The organism is Azospirillum agricola (assembly GCF_017876095.1).
GTDB lineage: Bacteria > Pseudomonadota > Alphaproteobacteria > Azospirillales > Azospirillaceae > Azospirillum > Azospirillum agricola.
Window position 1 is genome coordinate 39,999 of the sequence record NZ_JAGINM010000003.1, and the last position, 23,599, is coordinate 63,597.

At 69.8% G+C, this 23,599-nt stretch carries 16 protein-coding genes; 14 read left to right on the top strand and 2 right to left on the bottom strand.

From position 1 onward, the window contains the following. Positions 1-46: 46 nt before the first annotated feature. Positions 47-2,056 (bottom strand): vWA domain-containing protein, encoded by a 2,010-nt coding sequence (locus J2847_RS04755; protein WP_209777384.1) that lies wholly within the window; start codon positions 2,054-2,056, stop codon positions 47-49. A 457-nt stretch (positions 2,057-2,513) separates the two neighbouring features. Here J2847_RS04755 and J2847_RS04760 point away from each other — a divergent pair, with 457 nt between their 5' ends. Then, entirely contained in the window at positions 2,514-3,821 is a 1,308-nt protein-coding gene (locus J2847_RS04760) for a formylglycine-generating enzyme family protein (RefSeq protein ID WP_209777385.1), read from the top strand. On the opposite strand, the gene J2847_RS04765 is transcribed toward J2847_RS04760, so the two are convergent. After that, positions 3,786-4,565 carry a hypothetical protein gene (locus J2847_RS04765; RefSeq protein WP_209777387.1) on the bottom strand — a complete coding sequence of 260 codons (780 nt, stop codon included), beginning with the start codon at positions 4,563-4,565 and terminating at the stop codon, positions 3,786-3,788. The genes J2847_RS04760 and J2847_RS04765 overlap by 36 nt on opposite strands. Positions 4,566-4,966: 401 nt before the next feature. Between J2847_RS04765 and J2847_RS04770 the strand changes: the two genes are divergently transcribed. From J2847_RS04770 to J2847_RS04830, 13 genes are all read left to right on the top strand, one after another. Then, complete coding sequence (locus tag J2847_RS04770; protein WP_209777389.1) at positions 4,967-6,664, top strand: protein phosphatase 2C domain-containing protein; 1,698 nt, start codon at positions 4,967-4,969, stop codon at positions 6,662-6,664. Between the two features lie 80 nt (positions 6,665-6,744). Then, positions 6,745-7,380, top strand: a complete 636-nt coding sequence (locus tag J2847_RS04775; protein WP_209777390.1) for a VWA domain-containing protein — start codon at positions 6,745-6,747, stop codon at positions 7,378-7,380. 48 nt (positions 7,381-7,428) lie between these two features. Continuing rightward, on the top strand, positions 7,429-8,754 hold the full coding sequence (locus tag J2847_RS04780) for a protein kinase family protein (protein WP_209777392.1): 1,326 nt from the start codon (positions 7,429-7,431) through the stop codon (positions 8,752-8,754). Between the two features lie 283 nt (positions 8,755-9,037). Continuing rightward, positions 9,038-14,068, top strand: coding sequence for an AAA family ATPase (locus tag J2847_RS04785; RefSeq protein ID WP_233474292.1), 5,031 nt, complete (start codon positions 9,038-9,040; stop codon positions 14,066-14,068). Continuing rightward, positions 14,065-15,621, top strand: coding sequence for a response regulator (locus tag J2847_RS04790; RefSeq protein WP_209777396.1), 1,557 nt, complete (start codon positions 14,065-14,067; stop codon positions 15,619-15,621). Before J2847_RS04785 ends, J2847_RS04790 begins: the two co-directional genes overlap by 4 nt. Then, entirely contained in the window at positions 15,618-16,268 is a 651-nt protein-coding gene (locus J2847_RS04795; protein WP_209777397.1) for a response regulator transcription factor, read from the top strand. Before J2847_RS04790 ends, J2847_RS04795 begins: the two co-directional genes overlap by 4 nt. Before the next feature lie 148 nt (positions 16,269-16,416). Beyond that, complete coding sequence (locus J2847_RS04800) at positions 16,417-17,385, top strand: helix-turn-helix transcriptional regulator (protein WP_209777399.1); 969 nt, start codon at positions 16,417-16,419, stop codon at positions 17,383-17,385. Positions 17,386-17,517: 132 nt separating this feature from the next. Next, positions 17,518-18,354: an alpha/beta fold hydrolase gene (locus tag J2847_RS04805; RefSeq protein WP_209777401.1), complete on the top strand. Its 837-nt coding sequence runs from the start codon at positions 17,518-17,520 to the stop codon at positions 18,352-18,354. 67 nt (positions 18,355-18,421) lie between these two features. Continuing rightward, positions 18,422-19,108, top strand: coding sequence for a hydrolase (locus J2847_RS04810; protein WP_209777402.1), 687 nt, complete (start codon positions 18,422-18,424; stop codon positions 19,106-19,108). A gap of 106 nt (positions 19,109-19,214) precedes the next feature. Continuing rightward, on the top strand, positions 19,215-19,499 hold the full coding sequence (locus J2847_RS04815; RefSeq protein WP_209777404.1) for a XapX domain-containing protein: 285 nt from the start codon (positions 19,215-19,217) through the stop codon (positions 19,497-19,499). A 113-nt stretch (positions 19,500-19,612) separates the two neighbouring features. Further along, a complete protein-coding gene (locus J2847_RS04820; protein ID WP_233474293.1) occupies positions 19,613-21,469 on the top strand; it encodes an amidohydrolase in 1,857 nt (618 codons plus the stop codon). Positions 21,470-21,497: 28 nt separating this feature from the next. Beyond that, a complete protein-coding gene (locus J2847_RS04825; protein WP_209777407.1) occupies positions 21,498-21,959 on the top strand; it encodes a DoxX family protein in 462 nt (153 codons plus the stop codon). Next, positions 21,956-23,581: an MFS transporter gene (locus J2847_RS04830; RefSeq protein WP_209777409.1), complete on the top strand. Its 1,626-nt coding sequence runs from the start codon at positions 21,956-21,958 to the stop codon at positions 23,579-23,581. Before J2847_RS04825 ends, J2847_RS04830 begins: the two co-directional genes overlap by 4 nt. Positions 23,582-23,599: the final 18 nt, after the last annotated feature.

Genomic DNA, 23,599 nt, shown 5'->3' on the forward strand with positions numbered 1-23,599 from the left:
AGGCTCCGGAGTGTCCAGGATGTGCACGGCGAATCCCTTGGCGTGTTTACGGCAGATCGGTCAGGGGGATGGCGTAGACGGCTTCCAGGTCGCTGTGCCTCGGCGAGAGCTTGCGCCAGACCGCGTCGTTGCCGATCAGGCCCTTGTAGATCCGCAGCTTCCCGTCGAGTTCCCGCTCCATGTTCACCTTGTCGTCGACCGACATGCTGGCGTAGCGGCGGGGCGTCAGCCGCTGCGCCCCGGTGCGGTAGGGCAGGGAATCGATCCAGCGCGGCAGCAGGCTGGAATCCACCGTCTCCTCGGTCGCCATCACGCTGCGGGTGACGATCCCCTGCAGTTCCTGGAAGAAGTCGGAGTCCTTCATCTTCGACCGGCGCAGCGCCGTGACCACGCGTTCGATGGCGTTGGTCAGGTCCTCCAGATCCTTCTTCTCGACCAGCAGGCGGACCTCCAGCGCCTTGCGCGACGGATTGGCCATGTCGATGTCGACCGCCCAGCCGGTCAGATCGGTGGGCGGGGACGCGGCGTCGCCGAGATAGGCGACCAGGGCGGCGGCGAAGCTTTCGAGGCCACGGTCCCGGATGCCCGGATCGTTCGCCCCAATTCCCGCCCCAATTCCCGCCCCGGTCCCCCCGGCAGCCGGCATGACCGGCCGGCGCAGCACCGACACGTCCCCCCGGCGCACCTTTTCGATCTCGTCCTTCCACAGGGAGACGATCGCCTGCACCTCGTCGGCGATGGCCGCGCGGTTGGCCGCGGGGTCGCGCGGATTCAGCGTCACGCTGGCGTAGGATGGCATGGCCGGCCCCGGATTCTGCGCCATGGCCTTGAACTGGGCTTCGGCGATCGGATGATCGGCCTCCTGGCCGACCGGCTTGATGTGCAGGGCGTTGACGAAAACCCGCCCCGTGTCGGCCTGCGACCGGACCACCTGGGCGTTGACGTCGCGGTTCTTCGCGGTTCCCTGCTGGTTGCCGCTGGCGTCGCCGAGCAGCAGGACCATGCGCACCGCGTTCTCGCTCCACCGCGAGTTCACCGCCTCGAGCATTCCTTCGAACAGCGTCTCCGGCAGATCGCCACCATCGGCCGCCTGGGCCTGGGGGTCGGTGTCGAGCGTCAGCACCAGCGTCTCGGCGTCGAACAGCCCGGTGGCGGTCCAGTTCTTCACCGTCGTGAAGCGGCAGCCGCCGCACTCCTGCGGCACATCGGTGAAGCCGACCAGCCCGAAGCGCATGGTCGCGTGCCGATCCTTCGCCAGCGCCCGGATCATGCTGGCGACCGCGGCCTTCGCCCCGTCGAGGTAGGGCTGCATGCTGCCCGTCATGTCGAGGACGAACTTGACGTCGACGTTGAGGGTGTCCGCCGCCGTGCCCGCCGTGCTTTCCGGCATCAGGGCGTCGTGCAGCAGGTCGTCGAGATCGGTGCCCGGCGCGAGGCGTCCGGTGTTCAGGTCGGTTTGCGGAATCGCGGCGGCGAGCCTCAGGTAGCGCGCGCTCCGCTCGGCGGCCTGGAAGGATTCGAAGGCGATGACGGGCAGAATGTAGAAGTTGCTCTCGATGTTGATGAACCGCTTTGGTTCCACCATCACCAGCCCGTACTTCTCCTCCAGCTTCGTTTCGGCCGCGTCGACCGCCTGGATGAGGCGGGTCACCGTCCGCGCCCGGTCCGGCGCGCTCATCACCGCCCGCACCCGGTCCAGGCTGTCGAACATCAGGACCGGCGTGCGGGGATCCATGAGGTTGTCGCCGGGGTGGGTGTAGCTGACGATCAGGGCGTGCGGCCATTCGATGGCGTTGCCGGCCTCGATCCAGCCGAAGCTGTCCCGGACGGTGTCGCCGATCCGATACCAGCCCTTGGGATGGATCGGGTCGCTCAGGTCGACCCCGCGGCGGTCGAACACGAACCAGGGATTGAACGGGGGCAGGTTGCCGCGGATGACCTTCGCATCCCGGCTCGGCGATTCGTAGACCGTCGTCAGCGGACGGATCAGAACGCGGGCCGGCAGGTCGCTGCCCCGATTGCGGCAGACCGCCTGCCCCTGCGAACAGACCATCATGGTGTCGGTCGCGGCGCGCCCGGAAACCGGAAACGCGCCGATGAACGCCGCCACCATTCCCAAGAAGGCGAAAAGGGACAGCCTGTTCCATAAGCCCGCGCCGGCCATCGAGTCGTGCTCCCCAATTTGGAACTGACTGAATTCTCTTAAAATTTTTTTTATATCAATATTTGAACGCCTATTTGATAACATTTCCCTGGAAAAATATACAAAACCTATCTTGCAGAGCCCGATATTTAAGTCAAGTTATGTTTTGGAATTCTATAAAAATTCAATGAATACATTTGCATGATTTTGAAGGATGCAATGTTTTTCGTAAGCGGGGAGCGTGGGAATGAGGGCTTGAACTCGGGGAAATTCTGAATTCTTTTCATGTCCAGGCGTATCCGGTTCCTGGGTCTTGCGGCAGGCATGGGGCCGGATCCGGATCGCCCCGATCAACGCGGAACCGCGGCTCATGCCGGATCAGAACGACGCGAACGCTCCCGACGCGGAAAGGGTGATCGACCTCTACCGCTCGGCCATCGCCACGGCGCGGGCGGCAAGGCGTGAGGGCGCGCTGCGTCCGGGGGAGGCGCCCGACGCGGCCTTCGCCTGGACCTCTCCCGCAAGCCGAATCGCACAGGACGCGCCGGCGCGTCCGGCACCCAGGCCGCGCCGGCGGTTTCCCTCCCCCTGGCGCGCGCTTGCCGGCGGCTTGGTGACGGGGGCGTCGTCACGCCGCGCGAGGGTGAACATGGCCGCCACGGCCGTGGTGGCCGTCGCCGTCGTCGCGGCCGCCCTGCTGATTTTCGGCCGCTTCGACGAAACGCCGCTCCGTCCGCTTCCGGCGGGAGCCTTCGCCGATTGCGCGGCATGCCCGCCGCTCCGAACCATCGACGTGCCGCCGGACCGCGCCGCCCCCCCCAAGGCGCCCTTCGCCATCGGGGTCTACGAGGTCACGGTCGGCGAGTGGCGGTCCTGCGTGGCCGCGGGGCGATGCTCCGCCGTTCCCCTCGACCTGTCGGATCTCGGCAGCGACCGGGCGCCGGTGGCGGGGGTGACCATCGCCGAGGTGGACGACTATCTTCGCTACCTGACCGACACCACCTGCCGCCCCTACCGGCTGCCGAGCGACGCCGAATGGGAATACGCCGCCCGTGCCCGGACGGCGAAGGGCGCCTTGGTCAGTTGGCAGACCGGCGACGCCCCTCCCCGGCGGGAGGATTACTGCGCGCAGGCGAACCTCGCGGACCAGACGTTCGACGGCGAGGTGTCCTTCTCCACCGACCGGGCGGAACTCCGTGCGGCGTTCGCGGCGCGTGTCCCACGCGACGGCTTCACCGTGCTGGACTGTGCCGAATCGCCGGCCCGCTGCCGCCACGACACCGGCCGCTACCTCGTCACGGAACGGATTCTGCCGGCCGCCCCCGATCAACGCCGGCCGGGCCTGCTGCCCTGCACGGATGGTCATGCGTCGGTGGCGCCGGTGGGCAGCTTTCCCGCGAACGGTTTCGGGCTGCACGACGTCATCGGCAATGTCTGGGAGATCACCCGCGTCCCGCGGCTCGACGCGTCCTGCGGACTCCACGCCTTGCGCGGCGGGAGCTACATCAACGCGGGGCGGTCCGTCGACCTTGCCTATCGGGCGTGCGGCGTGGATCTCGCCGCCGACTCGAGTCGCCGGCCCTATGTCGGCTTCCGCGTGGTGCGCGAACCCGCCTTCGGCAACGACACGCCGCGCTGCCCGTCAGGCCAGCATCACGTAACAGAAAACGTGGATTGAGATGCAGAGGGCGAGAATCATCGCCGCCATCATCAGGGTTCGATAGACGACGAAGGTCGCCGCGTGGGTGAGGCTGGGAGGCGCCGGGCGGTCCCTCCCGTCCGTGGCGGGCCGTTCCCGGCGCATCCAGCGCAGCGGGGCGTTGGCAATCAGGACGAGCGAGGCGTCGGCAAAGACCATCTTCAGCGACACGGGGACCGTCAGGAACGGCTCCGCCATGCCGGCGATGCTTCCCGGAGCGGCCAGGGCTTGGTTGAGATAGCCGTCGAGAAGCCGGACGCCGACCGCGTAGAAGGCGATCGCGGCCATCACCAGCGAGCTGAACAGGCTGAGCCGCCTTTCATGGAACGCGTCGGCGCTGTCCCGGCAGGCCCGGCACAGCCGCCCATACAGGAGGGTGCGGACGCCGCCCTGCCGCATGGCCTCGCCGAAGGTCGCGGGCGGGGGCGATCCGTCGTCGGGATGCGGAGGGAACGGATGCAGGACGACAAGGAGCAGAATGCAGAGCAGGCCCGACAGGAGGCACAGGACGAGCGCGATGCCCAGGAACGTCGGGTCGTAGACCATGCGGTTGAGCGCCCGGAGGGCGCCCAGAAAGACATCGGGCGGCGCCTTTCCGGATCCATTCAGGATGCCGAGCAGAGTTCTAATCGTGTCATTCCATAAATTTCTATAATCAGTTATAAAATTCAATGATGATTTCAATACATAGAATATCGACGATGCCAACAGGAAAGTCATCATACCGAGTTTTGCGAAGTGTATTATCATTTTCTATTTCCAAGATTATGTGTTCAAGATAATACTATCTTGGTTTATAGGGTCATTAATCGTATTTATTGTATTTCATCACGATTTGTAGCGGTGGTGACGTTGGAAAAATCTTTTCATCCATATGTATGATTTCGTGTAATGTTGACCGTCACTATGGAATGTAATATGCCTCAATGAAGGCGCTCTTTTGCTATTAAAAAACGACAAGTCCTTTGAGGATTTTTCAAGATATTCCCGAGCGCCCATCGGACCGAGCGTTTGGCGGTGAGGCCTCCGGGAGACCAGCGGTGACAGGACCATCGTCGATAAGCACGCCAGCTTCCACGCCGGACACGGATGACCTCTTCGACCTGTTGTGCTGTTACGAAGGCATGGCCGCCGTCCCGGCGGAACGCGCGGATGCGTTGTGGACGGCGGCCAGGCAGGGCACGCCCGTCGAGGTCGAGGTCGAGGTCGAGGCGTCGGGCGGGGCGCTTCTGCTGCCCCGCTGCCGGAACCGCGACCGTGTGCTGCCCCAACCGCCGCTCGCGCTTCGTCTGTACGGGCATGAGGTGGCGGAACTGTCGGGCGGCGTGGCGGGCGGGCCCTTCGCGATCACCTGCTTCGGCCCGGAGCAGGACAAGAGCCGCAACGAGGACGCCGCCCTGTCGGCCGTCATCCGGGGCAAGGACGGCGATGTGTACAGCTTCGCCGCGGTGGCCGACGGCGTCAGCACGCGCACCTTCTGGGCCGAACGCGCCTCCCGGCTGGCCTGTGTCGCCGCCTATCGGGCCACCCGCACCTTCCTCTGGGAGCATGGCTTGAGCGTCGCCGGCGTGCGCGAGCATTTTCCCGGCCATCTGGCCAGGGTGGTGCGCGCGGCCTTGCACAGCGACCGGGACTGGCTGCGGTCGATGCCCGACGTCAGTCCGCCGGACTGGGCGCCGGACCTCTACCGCCGCTACGAGGAACGGGACGATTTCTGGTACAATTCAACACTGCTCGTCACATGCCTGGGCCGGGAGTGCGGCCTTGTCTATTGGGTCGGCGACGGCGCGGTGCTCATCGACAAGACCGCTCCGCAGACCGAGCCGGTGCGCAACCATGCCCTGCGGTCCGACGAAACCCTGGAAATCTCCAGTTTCGTGTCCCTGTCGGCGCCGATGGATTTCGTCGGCGGGCCGATCAACTACACAGTGAACGAGACGAGGGCCAGCGGCATCCGCGTTCTCCTCGGCAGCGACGGCCTCGACCGCACGCTGCAAAGCGGCGAAAGGTTGGGCGAGATCGGCCAATCGATCGCCGGGCGCCCGGACCCGCTTGGGGTCATGCAGGCGCTGTGGCAGGCTCCGGGCGCCGAGAGGGACAATTACAGCCTGGCCTGCGCCTCGTGGCCGCTGGATGCCGGCGGTCCGGGGAAGGACGGTGTCCAGCCACCGCCGGCGCCCGACGAAGCTCTGCACAGGCCCGCGCCGAGGGACGACGGCGGCCGGCCGGAAAGCGGGGACGCCGCCGCGTCCGGGCAGCCCGCCGCACCGTCGCCGGCCAACGCCGCGGAGCGCCACCAGACGGCGGATGCGGCAGGAAACGCCGGTGGGCGGCTCAATTTGGGAGAGGATTTAAAAATCCATGAGATAATATCCGACATAGAAAAGACATTTTTCCAAATATCAAAGATGTTCGATCATGAATTGCCAAACAAAGGGCGAAGTTTTGAATTTAAATTCCGCTGGGTTTTGATGCATAGGTATTTTACGGATAAAATTCATATCGTATGCGATGAAAACAGAGACAGCGATCTGATCGATAGGATAATGAGATCCGTGTACAGGAAATCGACGCCGTCCGTTGTCGATCATCCAAGCAAAAGTGCGGAATACGAGATCACCCAGGAAGGGTGCTACCGGAAGGTCATGTCCTATTTGCGAGGGGAGGCGACCGGCTTGCCGAAGCCGTTCGTTCCCCTTGGGAAGTACAGTCCGGATGTGCTGTGCCGCGAGTTGGAGGCGGCGTTGCGTGGCACGTCCCCACGGTCCGCGACGGCGGGGAACGCCGATCCGGTCAAGGCATCGGCGCGCGATCGATACTGATTCATCTTCATCGGCCCAATCGGCGGCGAATGACGGACGGTTGCCGATCATCGCCGCGCAAGCAACGCAGGAGCATACGGATGCCGGCATTACGGATAACCAGCAAGTCGCCGTGGCACGTCGTCTTCATCATCGACGATTCCGGTTCGATGTCCGGACGTCCATCCAGCGACGTCAACGAGGCCATGGAGACGATGATCGAGGAGATGCGCCTCCTGTCGCAGGGAAAGAAGCCGTATTTCAAGGTTTCGGTCATCGCCTTCGGCTCGAACTGCACGGTCCGGGCGACCGCGCAGTCGGAGGTCGACATCGACCTCGACGGGGTGACCGCGTTCGCCGGGCAGAGCGGATCGACGAACGCGGCGGCCGCGCTGTCGGAAGCGCTCGACATCCTGACGGCGCACGGGGGCGCTCCCACCGACTTCGAGCCGTTCGTCTTCTTCCTGTCCGACGGCGCTCCCGACAATGGTGCGCTGGCGCTGGCGACCGCCGACAAGATCAAGGGGCTCCAGATTCCCGCCGGCACGCCACGGATCGTCAGCATCGGCTTCGGCCAGCCGAACGACCAGTTCATGACCGCGCTGGCGTCCAACCCGGAACTCTACAAGAAGCTGCAAAAGAGCAGCGACATCAAGACCTTCCTGCCGGCCATCGGCACCATGGCGGGAACCGGCACGGGGGCCGACGGCGTGGCCAAGGCGATCATGGAGCTCTGAGGACGTCGCGCGCCGGATGCGCGGCATCCGCTTTGATCGGGGAATTCAATGAGCACATACTCATTCGCGGGCGCTCATCTGAAGAAGTTATACCAGCAGAAATTCTCGGCGACCAACATATCGAGCGGACAGGCCGTCGCGTTCACGGTCTATGACGAGAAACGCGCCCGCGCCAGGACCGGGCTGGAGGCCTACGGTGTTCTTGTCGACTGCCATCACCCGACCATCGGGACGCTGCCGTCCTTTCTGAAGATCTTCAAGCTCGACATCGCCGAACGTCAGGGGCGGACCGACTTCCTGGTCCGCTCCGGACTGGCCAAGAACCATGACTGGCTGTTCCAGGGGGTTCCCTACGCCTGGCTGCCGCGCTGCACCATCAACGGCATGGAGATCATCGGCCATGTCGCCATGCAGATCGGCGCCCGCTATGGCGGCGGCGCCGAGGATTTCGGCCGGCTGAAGGAGCAGGATGCCTGGGACGGCGTTCCCGCCAAGACGCGCCGCACCTACGCCGCGCATCTGTGCTGCGCCGTGGCGGCGCTGGAGACGATGAACATCGTGCACGGCGACCTGTCGTCCGGAAACATCATGATCGGACCGGGACCGGACGGTGAAACGGTGTGTTGCCTGTGCGACTTCGACGGTTTCCACCACCCCTCGGTTCCGCCACTGCCGCGGCTGGTCAACGGGATGCCCTGCCGCCCGCTCGGCACCGCCGGCTATCAGTATCCGGAGCTTCTGCAACGGATCGCCGCCGACCCGGCCGTGAGCGACGCCGGCATCATGGTCGAGACCGACCGGTTCGCGCTCGGCGCCCTGATCTGCGAGATGGTGGTGTGGTCGTCGTCGGTGGCGCGATGGCTGGACCGGTACGAGTTGCTGACGCCCGAGATGATCGTCCGGCAGGCGATCACCGATCTGCCGGACGAGGTCCGCGCGCTCTGGCCGCAGGGGTTCGCCCTGCTCGAGCAGGCCGCCAACGCCGGCGGCATCGCCGACATGCCCAGCCCGGAGGACTGGCTGTCCGTGCTGGGCGTCCATGTCCGTCCGCACCAGCCCTTCCGGAACCGGCCCTATGTCGAGTTCTACCGGCGCCGCGGCAACCGCACGACGCTGGCGGGGAAGGCCATGCTGTCAAAGACGGACAGCGGCGATTTCGCCAGCGTGGCCCCGATCCTGTCGGCGATCCGCTACCAGTTCGCCGACAGGAAGCTGACGCTGAAGGTTGCATGGCCGGAGCCGATCTTCCTGGTCCGGGACCAGCGCAGCCATCAGCTGGGCGGCGGTCCGCGCGACGTCCCGCTGAACGCCAACGACCGCCTGACCTCCAACTTCTGGGAACTGCGCGTCTTCGACGGCCAGCCGCAGGCGTGACGCCGGCCTCCTCGGTCCTGGCCGTCCCGCCCGCGTTCCCGATCTTCGCCGTCGACACCCCCGCGCGCATCGAAGGCGCCATCGCCGCGCTCCGTGGCCTCGCCCGGCCGATGCCGCCGGAGGATTGCGTCGCCTTCGCCGGCCGGCGGCATGGTCGCCGGCCCGTTCCCGTGACGGCGGCCCGACCCCATCTTGCCTCTGTCCGGGAGACGCCCGCCATGCCAGTGTGCGCGCTGCCCCGGTGGGGAAGGGCGGTTGCGTGGGTGCGAGCATGGATCATCCGATGGACTCCGGTCCCGGCGTCACCGTTCTGGGGAGCGATGGCGAGACCCGGCTGATTCGGATGACGCGTCCGGGCCAGCCCTTTCCCCTGCTGGTCCGGGCGGTGGAAGCGGATGGCCGGAGGGCGGCGGGTCCGGCGGCGCTCCTGCGGCGGGAGCATGACCTCGCCGGCCGCCTCGATCCCGCCTGGGCGGTCAAGCCGCTGCATCTGCTCCGCCACCGCGACCCGCCCGTTCTGACGATGGCGGATCCGGGCGGGCAGCCCCTCTGCGCGCTGGCGCTGGCGACGCTGACTCTCCAGCAGCGGCTCGCCCTCGCGGCGCGGATCGTCGAGGCGGTCGTGCCGCTGCATCGGCGCGGGCTGCTGCACCGCGATCTGCGGCCCTTCAACCTGCTGGTCGGCGACGACCGGACGGTGCGCCTGACCGGCTTCGGCCGGGCCGGGGCGCCGTCGGCCACGCCTCAGCAGGACATGGCGGAACTGCCCGCCCAGCCCGCCTACATGGCGCCGGAGCAGACCGGGCGGGTGGACCGGCCGGTCGACCGGCGGAGCGACCTCTACACGCTCGGCGTCACCCTTTACGAGCTGTTCACCGGAACGCTGCCCTTCACGGCGCGCGAGCCGACGGAGTGGGTCCATTGCCATCTGGCCCGCGCGCCCGTACCGCCCGCGCTGGTCGATCCCGCTCTGCCGTCGGCCGTTTCCGACATCCTGCTGCGGCTGCTCGCCAAGACGGCGGAGGACCGCTACCAGAGCGCCGAGGGGCTTCTGCGCGACCTCGCCGAGGCGGCGCGGCTGTGGGAAACCCAGGGCCGCGTCCCGTTCTTCCCGGTCGGCCAGCGCGACCGGCCGGAGGGGCTGGTCCAGCCGCCGGCGCTCCATGGGCGCGACGGGCCGGTGGCCGCCCTGCAAGCGGCCTTCGACCGTGTCGCCGAGCGCGGCCGGATGGGCGTCGTGCTGGTCGCCGGCCGGTCGGGGATCGGGAAATCCTCCGTCGTCCGGTCCCTGCGCGAGCAGGTCGTGCCGCCGCGCGGGCTGTTCGCCGCCGGCAAGTTCGACCAGAGCCGGCGCGACCTTCCCTACGCCAGCCTGGCCGACGCCTTCCGGGCGCTGGTCGACGGCATCCTCGGCCAGCCCGCCTTGCACCGCGACCACTGGCGGCGCGAGCTGCGCGAGGCCGTCGGCGACAACGGGGCGCTGATGACCGCCCTGATCCCCAACCTCGCCGGCCTGATCGGCGAGCCGCCGCCGGTCGCGGCGCTGCCGCCGCAGGAGGCGCAGAACCGCTTCGACCGCCTGTTCCGCCGGGTGCTCCAGGTCTTCGCCCGTCCCGAGCACCCGCTCGTCCTGTTCCTCGACGATTTGCAATGGCTGGACCGCGCCACCCTCGACCTGCTCGACCGCCTGCTTGCCCATGGCGGCCCCGGCCATCTGCTGCTGGTCGGGGCCTACCGCGGCGACGAGGTGGGCGCCGGCCACCCGCTGCTGGGGCTGATCGAGCGGGTGCGGACGGCCGGGCGCGACCTCGACCGCGAGGAGATCGATCTGGCCCCGCTGCCGCCCGCCGACCTGCGGCGGCTGGTCGCCGACAGCCTGGGCGTCGCACCCGACGAGGTGGCGGTGCTCGCCGACGCGCTGCACGGGCGGACGGGCGGCAACCCCTTCTTCGCGGCGCAGCTCCTGATCGCGCTGGAGCGTTCGGGCCACCTGCGCTTCGATCCGGCGGAGGGGCGCTGGGATTGGGACATCGACGCGGTCCGCGCGGCGCGGTCGGGCGACAGCGTCGCCACGCTGATGACCGAACGGCTCGGCCGCTTCCCGCCGGTGACGCGGGATCTGCTGGCCCGCCTCGCCGGGCTCGGGGCGAGCGTCCGGCTCGCCATCCTGGCGCGTGCCGGCGGCCTGCCGGCCGGCGCGGTCGAGCGGGCGCTGGAGCCGGTCGTCGCCGAGGGGCTGCTGCTGCGGACCGGGGAGGGCTACCGTTTCCTCCACGACCGGGTTCAGGAGGGGGCCGGCGCCCTCGTGCCGGAAGCGGAGCGGAGCGCCCTCCATCTTGCCGTCGCCCGCGCCCTGCGTGGCGGCCTCGCCGCCGGCGACGAGTCCGGGGAGGGGCTGTTCGAGCTGGTCGGCCAGTACGACCGCTGTCTTTCCCTGCTCGACGATCCCGGCGAGCGGGAGGAGGTGGCGGCGCTCCATCTGGCCGCCGGGCATCGGGCCAAGGCCGCCAGCGCCCATGGGGCGGCCCTGGCCTACGCGCTGCGCGGCCTGTCCCTGCTCGACGATCCGCCGTGCCCGGACCGGCGGCGCCGGGAGCACCAGGAACGGCTGGGCTTCGCCCTGGAGCGTCTGCGCGCCGAATGCGAGTTCCTGAACGGCGACCTGCCGCTGGCCGAACAGCGCCTCGGCGATCTCGTCGGGCGGGCCGCCACGCTGGCCGACCGCGCGGCGATCACCGCGCTGCTGGTGACCGTCCACACCGCCATCGACCGCAGCGACCGGGCCATCGGCAGCTGCCTGGCCTATCTGCGGGAGGTCGGGACCGACTGGCCGGCGCACCCGTCCGACGATCTGGTGCAGCGGGAGTACCGGCGGCTGCGGGCGGCCATCGGCGACCGGCCGATCGCCTCCCTGGCGGGGCTTCCCGCCGCCGACGATCCGGACAGCCGGGCGACGCTGGACGTGCTGGCCGCCGCGCTGCCGCCCGCCTTCTTCAGCGACCGCAATCTGGTCTGCCTGATCCTGTGCCGCATGGCGAACCTGTCGCTGGAGCGTGGCCGGAGCGACGCCTCCGCCCTCGGCTTCGCCTATCTCGGCATGGTCGCCGGCCCCTGTTTCGGCGACTACGCCGCCGGCTACGCGTTCGGCCGGCTCGGCCTCGACCTTTCGGAGCGGGAGGGGCGGACCCGCTACCGGGCGCGGGTGCTGATGACCTTCGCCTACCACGTCGTGCCCTGGACGCGCGACGTCCGCAGCGAGCGGGCGCTGCTGCTGCGCGCCTTCGACGAGGCGCGCGAGGCCGGCGACGTCACCTACGGCGGTTTCACCAGCGTCACGCTGGTCACCAGCATGCTGGCGGCGGGCGACCCGCTGGCGACGGTGCAGCGGACGGCGGAGACGCGGCTCGCCTATGTCCGGCAGGTCCGCTTCGGGCTGTGCATCGACATCCTGACCACCCAGTTGCGGGCCCTGCGCGCCCTGCGCGGCCTGACCGACGGCCCCGGATCCTTCGACGGTCCGGATTTCGACGGCGCCGCCTTCGAGACCCGGCTGCGCGCCAACCCCAGCCTGGACATCGCCCTCTGCTGGCACTGGATCCGCGTCCTTCAGGTCCGCTGCATCGCCGGCGAGACCGCCGCCGCCGTCGCCGCCGCCGAGCGCGCGGAACGGCTGCTGTGGACCAGCTCCGGCCATCTGGAGATGGCCGAGTTCCATTTCTACGGCGCGCTGGCGCGGGCCGGCCTGCTGGAGAGCGGCGCCCCGGACGGTGGTGTCCCGGACGCCGAGCGCTTGCGCCACGCGGCGGCCCTGGCCGGGCACCGCGAGCCGTTGCGGGCGTGGGCCGCCAACAACCCCGACGGCTTCGAGGCCCGCTTCGCCCTGGTCGAGGCGGAGGCGGCGCGGATCGACGGACGGAGCGAGGAGGCGATGCGCGGCTACGACCGTGCGGTGCGGGCGGCGCGGCGCACCGCCCTGCCGCATGTCGAGGCGCTGGCCAACGAGCGCGCCGCCGCCTTCTACCGCCGAATCGGCCTGCCGACGCTCGAACTGGCCTGCCTGCGGGAGGCCCGCGCCGGCTACGGTCGCTGGGGGGCGACCGCCAAGGTCCGGCAGCTCGACCGGTTGCATCCCGCCCTGGCGGCCGAGCAGGCCGAGGCGGTGCCGGAGCCGCCGCGCACCCTCGACGGGGCCGATCTGGCGGCGTTGCTGGAGACCCTGCGGGCGGTGTCCGACCAGGCGAGCGTCGAGCGGCTCACCACCACCCTTCTGACCCTGGTGCTGGAGCAGGCCGGCGCCAGCCGCGGGCTGCTGATCCTCGCCCGCGACGGTCGGCTGCGGGTGGAGGCGGAGGCGTCGACCGGCCTCGACGGCGTGTCCGTCCGCCTCGTGCAGGAGGACGCCGACCGGCTTGCGCTGCCGCACGCGATGATCCACGCCGCCATCCGCGACCAGGAGACGCTGATCGTCGACGACACGCGGCTGCCCGGCCCCTTCTCGGCGGACCCCTATGTCCGCGACGCCGAGGCGCGCTCCATCCTGTGCATGCCGCTGGTCCGCCAGACGCGGGTCGTCGGGCTGCTCCATCTGGAGAACGCGCTGGCGACCCACGCCTTCACCCGCCGGCGGGTCGACGTGCTGACCCTGCTGGGCGCGCAGGCCGCCGCCTCCCTGGAGACCGCGACGCTGGAGGAGAAGGAGGCGCTGCTGAAGGAGGTCCACCACCGGGTCAAGAACAACCTGCAACTGGTCACCAGCCTGCTGAACCTCCAGGCGAACCGGATCGAGGATCCGGAGGTGGCGGCCCTGTTCGCCGACAGCCGCGACCGGGTCCGCTCGATGGCGCTGGTGCACGAGAATCTGTACCGGCTCGGCAACTTCGCGCGGGTGCCGATGCGGACCCATCTGGAATCGGTGTGCGCCCATCTGCTGCGCGCCTACGCCCCGCGCACCGGGGCGGTCCGGCTGGACCTGGAGCTGGAGGAGCTGACGCTCGACCTCGACCGCGCGGTGCCCTGCGGCCTGATCGTCAACGAACTGGTGTCGAACGCGTTGAAGCACGCCTTTCCGGACGGGCGCGACGGGGTGCTGCGGGTCGCCCTTACCACCGATGGGGAGGTGTGCCGCCTGTCCGTCCGCGACGATGGCGTGGGCTTGCCCGGTGGCCGTGTTCCCGATAGGTTGGGAACCATCGGGCTTCAGCTTGTCGAGGATTTGACCGGTCAATTGCACGGACATTTGCAGCACAATTCCAGGACAGGCGCCGAATTCGTCGTCACCTTCCCTTTGAAGGGCTGGACCCGAGGGCATGAATGAGCGCGGCCCGCATCCTCATCGTTGAAGACGACCGCATCGTCGCGCGCGACATCCAGCAGCAACTCGCCCGGATGGGTCATGAGGTGGTCGGCACGTCGGCCAGCGGGGAGGACGCGATCCGGCTCGCCGGCCGCCACCAGCCGGATCTGGTGCTGATGGACATCCGGCTGGAAGGCGAGATGGACGGGATCGAGGCGGCCCGCCGGATCCGCGACACCCACCGCATCCCGATCGTCTTCCTGACCGCCTACGCCAACGACGAGACCGTGCGGCGCGCCAGCCTGACCGAACCCTTCGGCTATCTGCTGAAGCCGTTCGAGGAGCCGCAGATGCGCACCGTCATCCAGATGGCGCTCTACAAGCACGCGAGCGACGTCAAGCTGCGGATGAGCGAGCGGCGCTACGCCACGACGCTGGCCAGCATCCGCGACGGCGTCATCCTGTGCGACGCCGACGGCCGGGTCGGCTTCATGAACCGGGCGGCCGAGGCGATGACCGGCTGGACGGCGGCGGAGGCGGCCGGGCTGCCGCTCGCCACGGTCTTCGTTGCCGTGGACGAGGAGACCCACGAACCGCTGGAGGATTTCGCCGCGCTGGCCCTGCGCAGCGGCCCGCTCGCCCCGCCGGAGCGCCTGTCCAGGCTGCTGCCCCGCGCCGGGGCGCCGGAGTGCGCCGGAGTGGCGGCGGGCGGCGTGGTGATCGAGGAGCGCTGCTCCGCCGTCATCGACGACCGCGGGCAGGTGGCGGGCGCCATCCTGGTGTTCAGCGACCTGACCCAGCGCCGGCAGATCGCCGAGGCCCTGCGCAGGGCCGAGGCCGACCTCGCCCACATCGGCCGCCTGACCATGATGGGGGAGCTGGCCACGGCCATCGCCCACGAGGTCAACCAGCCGCTGATGGCGATCGTGACCAACGCCGGCACCTGCCTGCAACATCTGTCGAAGGCGCAGCCCGATCTGGCCAAGACCCGCGCCGTGGTCGAGCGGATCGTCCGCGACGCCCAGCGGGCCGGCGACGTCGTCCGCAGCATCCACGCCCTGGCCCGCCGCACCCCGGCCGACCCCGGCTGGGTCGACATGAGCGCGCTGATCGCCGACACGCTGGCGCTGGTGCGGGCGGAACTGCGCCGCGCGCGGATCCGGGTGGAGACCGACCTGATCCAGGGGCCGCCCTGGGTTCACGGCGACCGGGTCCAGCTCCAGCAGCTCCTGCTGAACCTCGTGATGAACGCCATCGAGGCGATGGCCGCGCCGGAGATCGACGACCGGCGGCTGCGCATCACCACCGACGCCGAAGCCGCCGGCCCCGGGGGCGGCCGCATCCGCGTCCGCGTCGAGGACAGCGGCGTCGGGATCGCCGAGGCCGACGCCGAAACCCTCTTCCGGGCGCTCTACACCACCAAGCCCGACGGGCTGGGCATGGGGCTGTCGATCAGCCGGTCCATCGTCGAGCTTCACGGCGGGCGGCTGGCCGCCGGGCCCGCCGTGCCGCGCGGAAGCGTGTTCGAATTCGTGCTGCCCGTGAAACCGCCTGCGACGTCCGGGAGGGAATGATGGGAACGAAGGCCGGGGACGGCGTGACCGTCGTCATCATCGACGACGACGAGGCGGTGCGCGAGGCGCTGGAGGGGTTGCTCGAGTCCGTCGGGCTGCGGGCGCGGAGCTTCGCGTCCGTGCAGCAGTACATCGATCTGGGCCCGGCCATCGACGCCGGCTGCATGGTGCTCGACGTCCGCCTGCCGGGGCGCAGCGGGCTGGATTTCCACGCCGAGCTCGCCCGCTCGCCCTGCCGCCTGCCGGTGATCCTCATCAGCGGCCACGCCGACGTGCCGATGTCGGTGCGCGCCATGAAGGCCGGGGCCTTCGAATTCCTGACCAAGCCGGTCCATCACCAGGAGCTGCTGGACGCCATCCACGCGGCGATGGCGCGCAACCGCGAGCAGCGCGACCGGGAACGCGGCCTCGCCGTCCAGCGCAGCCGTTTCGACAGCCTGACGGCGCGCGAGCGCGAGGTGGCGCTGATGGTGGTGGCCGGCCGGCGCAACAAGCAGATCGCCGGCGACCTCGGCCTCAGCGAGGCGACGGTGAAGCTGCACCGCGGGCAGGCCATGCGCAAGCTGGAGGCGCAGTCGGTCGTGGAGCTGGTGCGCATCGTCGACAGCCTGACGCCGTCCCAAACCCCCTCCCAGGCTCCATCCTAGACCAAGGTCTAGGACGGCTCGCCCCAGGCATGGCGAAACCCAATCTGCGTTCAGTAGTTTTACGCAACGACCATCGCTTACCCTGCGGCATAAGGAAGCAGCCGGCCGCCGGGGCCGGAGGCGTCCGGGCCGGACAGGGGAGGCAACGATGGCGACGGCGATGGCCGCTGGAAGCAATCTCGACCTGGGTTTCATTCCGGCGCCGGCCAAGCCGGAGGTGCTGATCCGGCGGCTCGGACGGGGAGCGGTGGGGATCGCCCGCGTCCGCTGCGACATCGACGGGCTGGGGCCGCTCGACTCCCCGGCGATCGAGGACGCCTTCCTGATCAGCCACCATCTGGCGCATTTCCATTCCGAGATCAGGGTGGACGGCAAGCCGGTGGCGAGGCCGCGCGACATCGCCGGGCTCACCACCATCCACGACTTCCGGCACGACATCGCCTGCCACATGCACAGCGCCTTCGACACGCTGACCTTCCATCTGCCGCGCGTCGTGCTGGAGACGGTCTTCCCGGACGACGGGCCGGAGCGGTTCGAGGATCTCGACATCGAGCCGAGCGGTTGCGTCGCCGACCCGACCATCGCCGCGATGGCGGCGGCCATCCTGCCGGCGCTCGCCGCGCCGGAGCGGATCAGCCTGCTGTTCCTCGACCATGTGAGCTGCGCCCTGGCGACGCACGTCGTCGCCGCCCATGGCCGGCTGTCCGCGGTCCGGACCGGCGGCGCGCTCGCCCCCTGGCAGGAACGGCGGGCCAAGGAGATGATCGCCGCCCGGCTGGACGGGGAGATCAGGCTGGCCGATCTGGCGGCCGAATGCCGGCTGTCGGTCGGGCATTTCGCCCGCGCCTTCCGCCAGACCACCGACACCTCCCCCCACCAATGGCTGTTGCAGCGCCGGGTCGAGCACGCCAAGACGCTGATGCGGGACGGCACGCGGACGCTGGCCGACGTCGCGCTCGCCTGCGGCTTCGCCGACCAGAGCCACTTTTCCCGCACCTTCCGCCGCCTCACCGGCGTCACGCCCCGCGCCTGGCGCCACCGCCACGCGGCGGTGGGCACGAGGGCGGGCACGATGGCGGGCGCCGTTCCGAGGTCGGCGGACAGTCGGCCGGTCTGACCGTCCGGCGCCGTCCGGCCGCCGGAATGCGCGGAACCTTCAAAAGCCGTTCCGAAGAGGCAATCCGCCCGGCCGGCCCCTCGCTAGCATCGCCGCCACGGATCGCGCAACCGAGGCACAAGGAAGCAGGCCATGCTCCAGGGCAGCTACGTGACCACCAGGGACGGTGTTCAGATCCACGTCAAGCAGTGGGGGCCGGACAGCGGCCAGCCGGTCGTCTTCAGCCATGGCTGGCCGTTGTCCGGCGACGCCTTCGAGGACCAGATGCTGTTCCTGGCCCAGCGCGGCTACCGGACGATCGCGCACGACCGGCGCGGCCACGGGCGCTCCTCGCAGCCGGGCTTCGGCAACGACATGGACCATTACGCCGACGACCTCGCGGCCGTCACCGAGGCGCTGAACCTCAAGGGTGCCGTCCATGTCGGCCATTCCACCGGCGGCGGCGAGGTCGCCCGCTACATCGGCCGCCACGGCGTGTCGCGCGTCGCCAAGGCGGTGCTGATCGGCGCCGTCACGCCGATCATGGTGCGGACCGCCTGGAATCCGGACGGCGTGCCGCCGGAGGTGTTCGACGGCATCCGCGCCGGCGTTGCGGCCGACCGCGCCCAATGGTTCAAGGATTTCACCCCGGCCTTCTACGGCTACAACCGCCCCGGCGCCAAGGCGTCGCAGGGCGTGATGGACGCCTTCTGGATGCAGGGGATGCAGGGCGGCCTGCTGGCGCAGTACGAGTGCGTCAAGGCCTTCTCGGAGACCGACCTGCGCGAGGATCTGAGGAAGATGATCGTGCCGACGCTGGTGCTGCACGGCGACGACGACCAGATCGTGCCGCTGGAAACCACCGGCAAGGCCGCCGCCGCCCTGCTGCCCAAGGGCACGCTGACCATCGTTCCCGGCGCCCCGCACGGCCTGTGCACCACCCACAAGGATGTGGTGAACGAGGCGCTGCTCGCCTTCCTCAAGGCCTGAGCGCCCACGCCTCCGCCCGGTTTCCCCAATCCCGACACCCCCAATCTCGACAGCAAGGGACAGAGACATGACCTTCCAGGCCAAGAAGCTGCTGAACGCCGACGACACCGTCTTCCTCTTCATCGACCATCAGCCGCAGATGTCCTTCGGCGTCGTCAACATCGACCGCCAGCAGCTCAAGAACAACACGATCGCCCTGGCCAAGACGGCGAAGCTGTTCGGCGCCACCACCATCCTGACGGCGGTCGAGACCGAGAGCTTCTCCGGCTACATCTGGCCCGAGCTGATGGACGTGCTCCAGCAGACGCCGATCGAGCGCACTTCGATGAACAGCTGGGATTCCGAGGGTCTGGTTGCCGCCATCAAGGCGACCGGCAAGAAGAAGCTGGTCATCGCCGCCCTGTGGACCGAGGCCTGCCTGCTGTTCCCGACGCTGTGCGCGCTGGAGGAGGGCTTCGAGGTCTACATCGTCACCGACGCGTCGGGCGGCACCTCGCAGGAATCGCACGACGCCGCCGTGCGCCGCATGGAGCAGGCCGGCGCCCAGTCGATGACCTCGGTGACCGTGCTGCTGGAGTTGCAGCGCGACTGGGCCAAGCGCGGCACCTACGACGGCGTCATGAACATCGTGCGCGAGCATTTCGGCGCCTACGGCATGGGCGTCGACTACGCCTACACCATGGTCCACAAGGCGCCGCAGCGCGGTGCCTATCCGCACAAGGTCGTCGGCGCCGCCAGCCACGAGCACGCCTGACGGTTTGAAGCCCCTCTCCCCGAGGGAGGGGGGCTTCCCGCTTTTTCAAGCAACGGCTTTCGGCTTCCCCAGCCGGTCGGGTGGCCAAGACCCAGGACGGAACGCCATGATGCCCTATCTCCTTTCCCTGGGCGCCGGCCTGCTGGTCGGCGTCATCTACGCGCTGATCGGGGTGCGCTCGCCGGCCCCGCCGACCATCGCCCTGATCGGGCTGCTCGGCATGCTGGTCGGCGAGCAGATCGTCCCGGTCGCCAAGCGGCTGATCGCCGGCCAGCCGGTGCTCGCCTTCATCCAGGGCGACTGCGCGCGCCACGTCCTTGGCCCGCAGGCCGGGAAGGACGTTCCGGCGGACCAGCGGCCCCCCGGCCATTCTCCAGGGGGCCACGCATGAGCGGGCCGACCCGCCGCCGGGCGATGGCCGGAGCCGCCGCGACCTCCCTGCTTGCCGCCCCTATCCTGTCCTCCCCTCTGATCACCCTCGGATCCCGACCCGGAAGAGCCGCCATGCCGTCCACCGACCTGATTCTCGTCAACGCCAAGGTCACCACGCTCGACCGCGCCAACCCGGTCGCCGAGGCGGTGGCGATCCGCGACGGCCGCTTCCTCGCCGTCGGCAGCGAGGCCGAGGCGCGCGCGGCCGCCCCCGACGCCGCCGTGATCGACGCCAAGGGGCGTCGGCTGATCCCCGGCCTGATCGACAGCCACATCCACGTCATCCGGGGCGGGCTGAACTACAACATGGAGCTGCGCTGGGACGGCGTGCCCTCGCTGGCCGACGCCATGGCGATGCTGCGTCGGCAGGTCGCCAACACGCCGGCCCCGCAATGGGTGCGCGTCGTCGGCGGCTTCACCGAGCACCAGTTCGCCGAGAAGCGCCTGCCGACCATCGAGGAGCTGAACGCCGCCGCCCCCGACACGCCCGTCTTCATCCTGCACCTCTACGACCGCGCCCTGCTGAACGCCGCCGCACTCCGCGCCGTCGGCTACGGCAAGGACACGCCCAACCCGCCGGGCGGCGAGATCGTGCGCGACGCGGCCGGCAACCCGACCGGCCTGCTGCTGGCCCAGCCCAACGCGACGATCCTCTACGCGACGCTGGCCAAGGGGCCGAAGCTGCCGCCCGAGTACCAGGTCAACTCGACCAGGCATTTCATGCGCGAGCTGAACGGGCTGGGCGTCACCAGCGTGATCGACGCCGGCGGCGGCTACCAGAACTACCCCGACGACTACGCGGTCATCGAGAAGCTGCACGCCGACGGCGAGATGACGCTGCGCATCGCCTACAACCTGTTCACCCAGAAGCCGAAGGACGAGCTGTCCGACTTCGCGAGCTGGTCCAAGCAGGTCAAGCCGGGCCACGGCGACGACACCTACCGCCTGAACGGCGCCGGCGAGATGCTGGTCTATTCCGCCGCCGACTTCGAGGATTTCCGTGTCGCGCGGCCCGAGATGCCGCCGAACATGGAGGCCGAGCTTGAGCCGGTCGTCCGCCTGCTCGCCGAGCAGCGCTGGCCGTGGCGGCTGCACGCCACCTACGACGAGACCATCACCCGCGCGCTCGACGTCTTCGAAAAGGTCAACCGCGACGTCCCCCTCCAGGGCCTGAACTGGTTCTTCGACCACGCCGAGACGATCAGCGACCGCAACATCGACCGCATCGCCGCGCTCGGCGGCGGCATCGCCGTGCAGCACCGCATGGCCTACCAGGGCGAGTATTTCGTCGAGCGCTACGGCGCCAAGGCGGCGGAGGCGACGCCGCCGGTGGCGAAGATGCTGGCGGCCGGGGTGCCGGTCGGCGCCGGCACCGACGCGACCCGCGTTGCCAGCTACAACCCGTGGGTCTCGCTGTCCTGGCTGGTCACCGGCAAGACCGTCGGCGGGCTCGGGCTCTACCCGGTCGCCAACCGGCTCGACCGCGAGACGGCGCTGCGGCTGTGGACCGAGGCCAACAGCTGGTTCTCCAACGACCAGGGCAAGAAGGGGCAGATCAAGGCCGGCCAGCTCGCCGACGCGGTGCTGCTCAGCGACGACTACCTGTCGGTGCCGGAGGACCGCATTCCGCACATCCGCTCGGTGCTGACCCTGCTGGGCGGCAAGCCGGTGCACGGCTCGGGCGATTACGGCCCGCTCGCCCCGCCGCTGCCCAAGCCGATGCCCGACTGGTCGCCGGTGGCCACCTTCGGCGGCTATCACCAGCAGCGGGATCCCAAGGTGACGCAGCGGCAAGCGGCGTCCTGCGGCTGTCAGTCCGGCTGCGCGGTGCACGGCCACGACCACGCGGCGGCGCTGGGCGCCAACCTGCCGGTGGCCGACGTCCGCGGCTTCTGGGGCGCCTTCGGCTGCGGCTGCTGGGCGGTGTGACGATGCGGACGGGAAGGGAGGCGCCGCGATGAGCGGAACATTGGGCCGGCTGTCCGGCGATGCAGGCCATGACGGCGCCCCGGCGCCGATCGCCGGGATCCTCGGCTGGCCGGGTCTCGACCTGTTGGCGCGGCTGGCGCTGGCGAGCCCCTACGCGGTCAGCGGCCTCGTGAAGCTGCTCGATTTCGGCGGGGCGACGGCGGAGGCCGCTGGGCTCGGGCTCGGCTCCCCGGCGCTGGTCGCGGCGGCGGTGATCGTCACGCAGCTGGGCGGTAGCGCGCTGTTCCTGACGCGCCGCTGGTGCTGGCTCGGCGCCGGGCTGCTGGCCGGCTTCACGGTGGCGGCGACGCTGATCGCCCACGCCTTCTGGACCTTCGAGGGGCTCGACCGGGCGCGGCAGGCCGCCACCTTCCTGGAGCATCTCGCCATCGTCGGCGGCTTCGCCGCGGCGGCGGCGCTGGTCCACCGGCGGGGGAGGACGACCTCATGACCGCCGACACCGCGCCCGAAGCCGGGACCAAGCCGCCGGCCTCCGCCTTTGCGCCGCTGCGCAACCGGCTGTTCGCCGTACTGTGGATGGCGACGGTGCTCGGCAACGTCGGCACCTTCATGCGCGACGTCGCCAGCGCCTGGCTGGTGCTGGAGCTGTCGGGCTCGCCGGCCATGGTGGCGCTGGTGCAGACGGCGGGGACGCTGCCGATCTTCCTGCTGGCGATCCCCGCCGGCGTGCTGTCGGACATCATGGACCGGCGGCGCATGCTGATCATGATCCAGATCGGGCTGGCCTGCGTCAGCCTGACCCTGGCGCTCCAGGCGGCGACCGGGACGGCCAGCGTCACCTCCATCGTCGGGCTGACCTTCCTCGGCGGCGTCGGCGCCGCGCTGATGGCGCCGGTCTGGCAATCCATCGTGCCGGAGCTGGTGCCGCGCGCCGAGCTGAAGGGGGCGGTCGCCCTCAACAGCCTGGGCGTCAACATCTCGCGCGCCATCGGCCCGGCGGCCGGCGGCGCCATCCTGACCGCCTTCGGGGCGGCGGCCACCTACGGCATGGACGTGGCGAGCTACGCCGTCGTGCTGCTGACGCTGCTGTGGTGGAAGCGGAAGCCCGACGCCCGCGACGACCTGTCGGAGCAGTTCGGCGGCGCGCTGCGCGCCGGGCTGCGCTACGCCCGCGCCAGCCGCGAGTTGCACCGCGTGTTCCTGCGCGCCGGCCTGTTCTTCGCCGCCGCGAGCGCCCTGTGGGCTCTGCTGCCGATCATCGCCGGCCGCATCCTCGGCGGCGGTCCCGGCTTCTACGGCCTGCTGCTGGGCGCGGTGGGGGCCGGCGCCATCGGCGGCGCCGTGCTGCTGCCCCGCCTGCGCGCCCGGTTGGGCCAGGAGGGCATCATGCTGGCCGCCGCCCTCGCCACGGCGGCGGTGATGGGGCTGCTCGCGCTCGCCCCGCCGCGCTGGGCGGCGGTGCCGATCCTGCTGGTCGCCGGCGCCGCCTGGATCGCCGTGCTGACGACGCTGAACGCCACCACCCAGGCGATCCTGCCCAACTGGGTGCGCGGGCGCGGGCTGGCGCTCTATCTGACGGTCTTCAACGGCGCGCTGACCGCCGGCAGCCTCGCCTGGGGCGTGCTGGCGGAGGCCATCGGCGTCCCCGCCACCCTGTGGGCCAGCGCCGTGGCGCTGCTCGCCGTGGCCGCTGTCCTGCGCCGCCACCATCTGCCGTCCGGCGAGGCCGATCTGACCCCGTCGAACCATTGGCCGGAGCCGGCGATCGCCGAGCCGGTTCCCGGCGACCGTGGCCCGGTGCTGATCACCATCGAGTACCGCGTCGCCGCCGCCGATCACGCCGCCTTCCTTAAAGCGCTCCACCGTCTGGCCGAGGGACGGCGGCGCGACGGCGCCTACGCCTGGGGCGTCAGCCAGGATTCCGGCGATCCGGAGCGGGTGCTGGAATGGTTCTTCGTCGAATCCTGGGCGGAGCACCAGCGCCAGCACCGCCGGGTGTCGCGCGCCGACGCCGACCTCCAGGAGGAGACGCGCGCCTTCCACCGTGGCGACACGCCGCCGGCCGTCGCGCATTACCTGGGCTTCCACAAGCCCGGCCGCGAAGCGTCGTGACGGCAAGCCCGGTGCGTT

Excerpts from the sequence above, each read along its gene's own strand:
- J2847_RS04755 (WP_209777384.1), bottom strand. The coding sequence starts at position 2,056 with ATGATGGTCTGTTCGCAGGGGCAGGCGGTCTGCCGCAATCGGGGCAGC.
- J2847_RS04760 (WP_209777385.1), top strand. The coding sequence starts at position 2,514 with ATGCCGGATCAGAACGACGCGAACGCTCCCGACGCGGAAAGGGTGATC.
- J2847_RS04765 (WP_209777387.1), bottom strand. The coding sequence starts at position 4,565 with ATGATGACTTTCCTGTTGGCATCGTCGATATTCTATGTATTGAAATCA.
- J2847_RS04770 (WP_209777389.1), top strand. The coding sequence starts at position 4,967 with ATGGCCGCCGTCCCGGCGGAACGCGCGGATGCGTTGTGGACGGCGGCC.
- J2847_RS04775 (WP_209777390.1), top strand. The coding sequence starts at position 6,745 with ATGCCGGCATTACGGATAACCAGCAAGTCGCCGTGGCACGTCGTCTTC.
- J2847_RS04780 (WP_209777392.1), top strand. The coding sequence starts at position 7,429 with ATGAGCACATACTCATTCGCGGGCGCTCATCTGAAGAAGTTATACCAG.
- J2847_RS04785 (WP_233474292.1), top strand. The coding sequence starts at position 9,038 with ATGGACTCCGGTCCCGGCGTCACCGTTCTGGGGAGCGATGGCGAGACC.
- J2847_RS04790 (WP_209777396.1), top strand. The coding sequence starts at position 14,065 with ATGAGCGCGGCCCGCATCCTCATCGTTGAAGACGACCGCATCGTCGCG.
- J2847_RS04795 (WP_209777397.1), top strand. The coding sequence starts at position 15,618 with ATGATGGGAACGAAGGCCGGGGACGGCGTGACCGTCGTCATCATCGAC.
- J2847_RS04800 (WP_209777399.1), top strand. The coding sequence starts at position 16,417 with ATGGCGACGGCGATGGCCGCTGGAAGCAATCTCGACCTGGGTTTCATT.
- J2847_RS04805 (WP_209777401.1), top strand. The coding sequence starts at position 17,518 with ATGCTCCAGGGCAGCTACGTGACCACCAGGGACGGTGTTCAGATCCAC.
- J2847_RS04810 (WP_209777402.1), top strand. The coding sequence starts at position 18,422 with ATGACCTTCCAGGCCAAGAAGCTGCTGAACGCCGACGACACCGTCTTC.
- J2847_RS04815 (WP_209777404.1), top strand. The coding sequence starts at position 19,215 with ATGATGCCCTATCTCCTTTCCCTGGGCGCCGGCCTGCTGGTCGGCGTC.
- J2847_RS04820 (WP_233474293.1), top strand. The coding sequence starts at position 19,613 with ATGCCGTCCACCGACCTGATTCTCGTCAACGCCAAGGTCACCACGCTC.
- J2847_RS04825 (WP_209777407.1), top strand. The coding sequence starts at position 21,498 with ATGAGCGGAACATTGGGCCGGCTGTCCGGCGATGCAGGCCATGACGGC.
- J2847_RS04830 (WP_209777409.1), top strand. The coding sequence starts at position 21,956 with ATGACCGCCGACACCGCGCCCGAAGCCGGGACCAAGCCGCCGGCCTCC.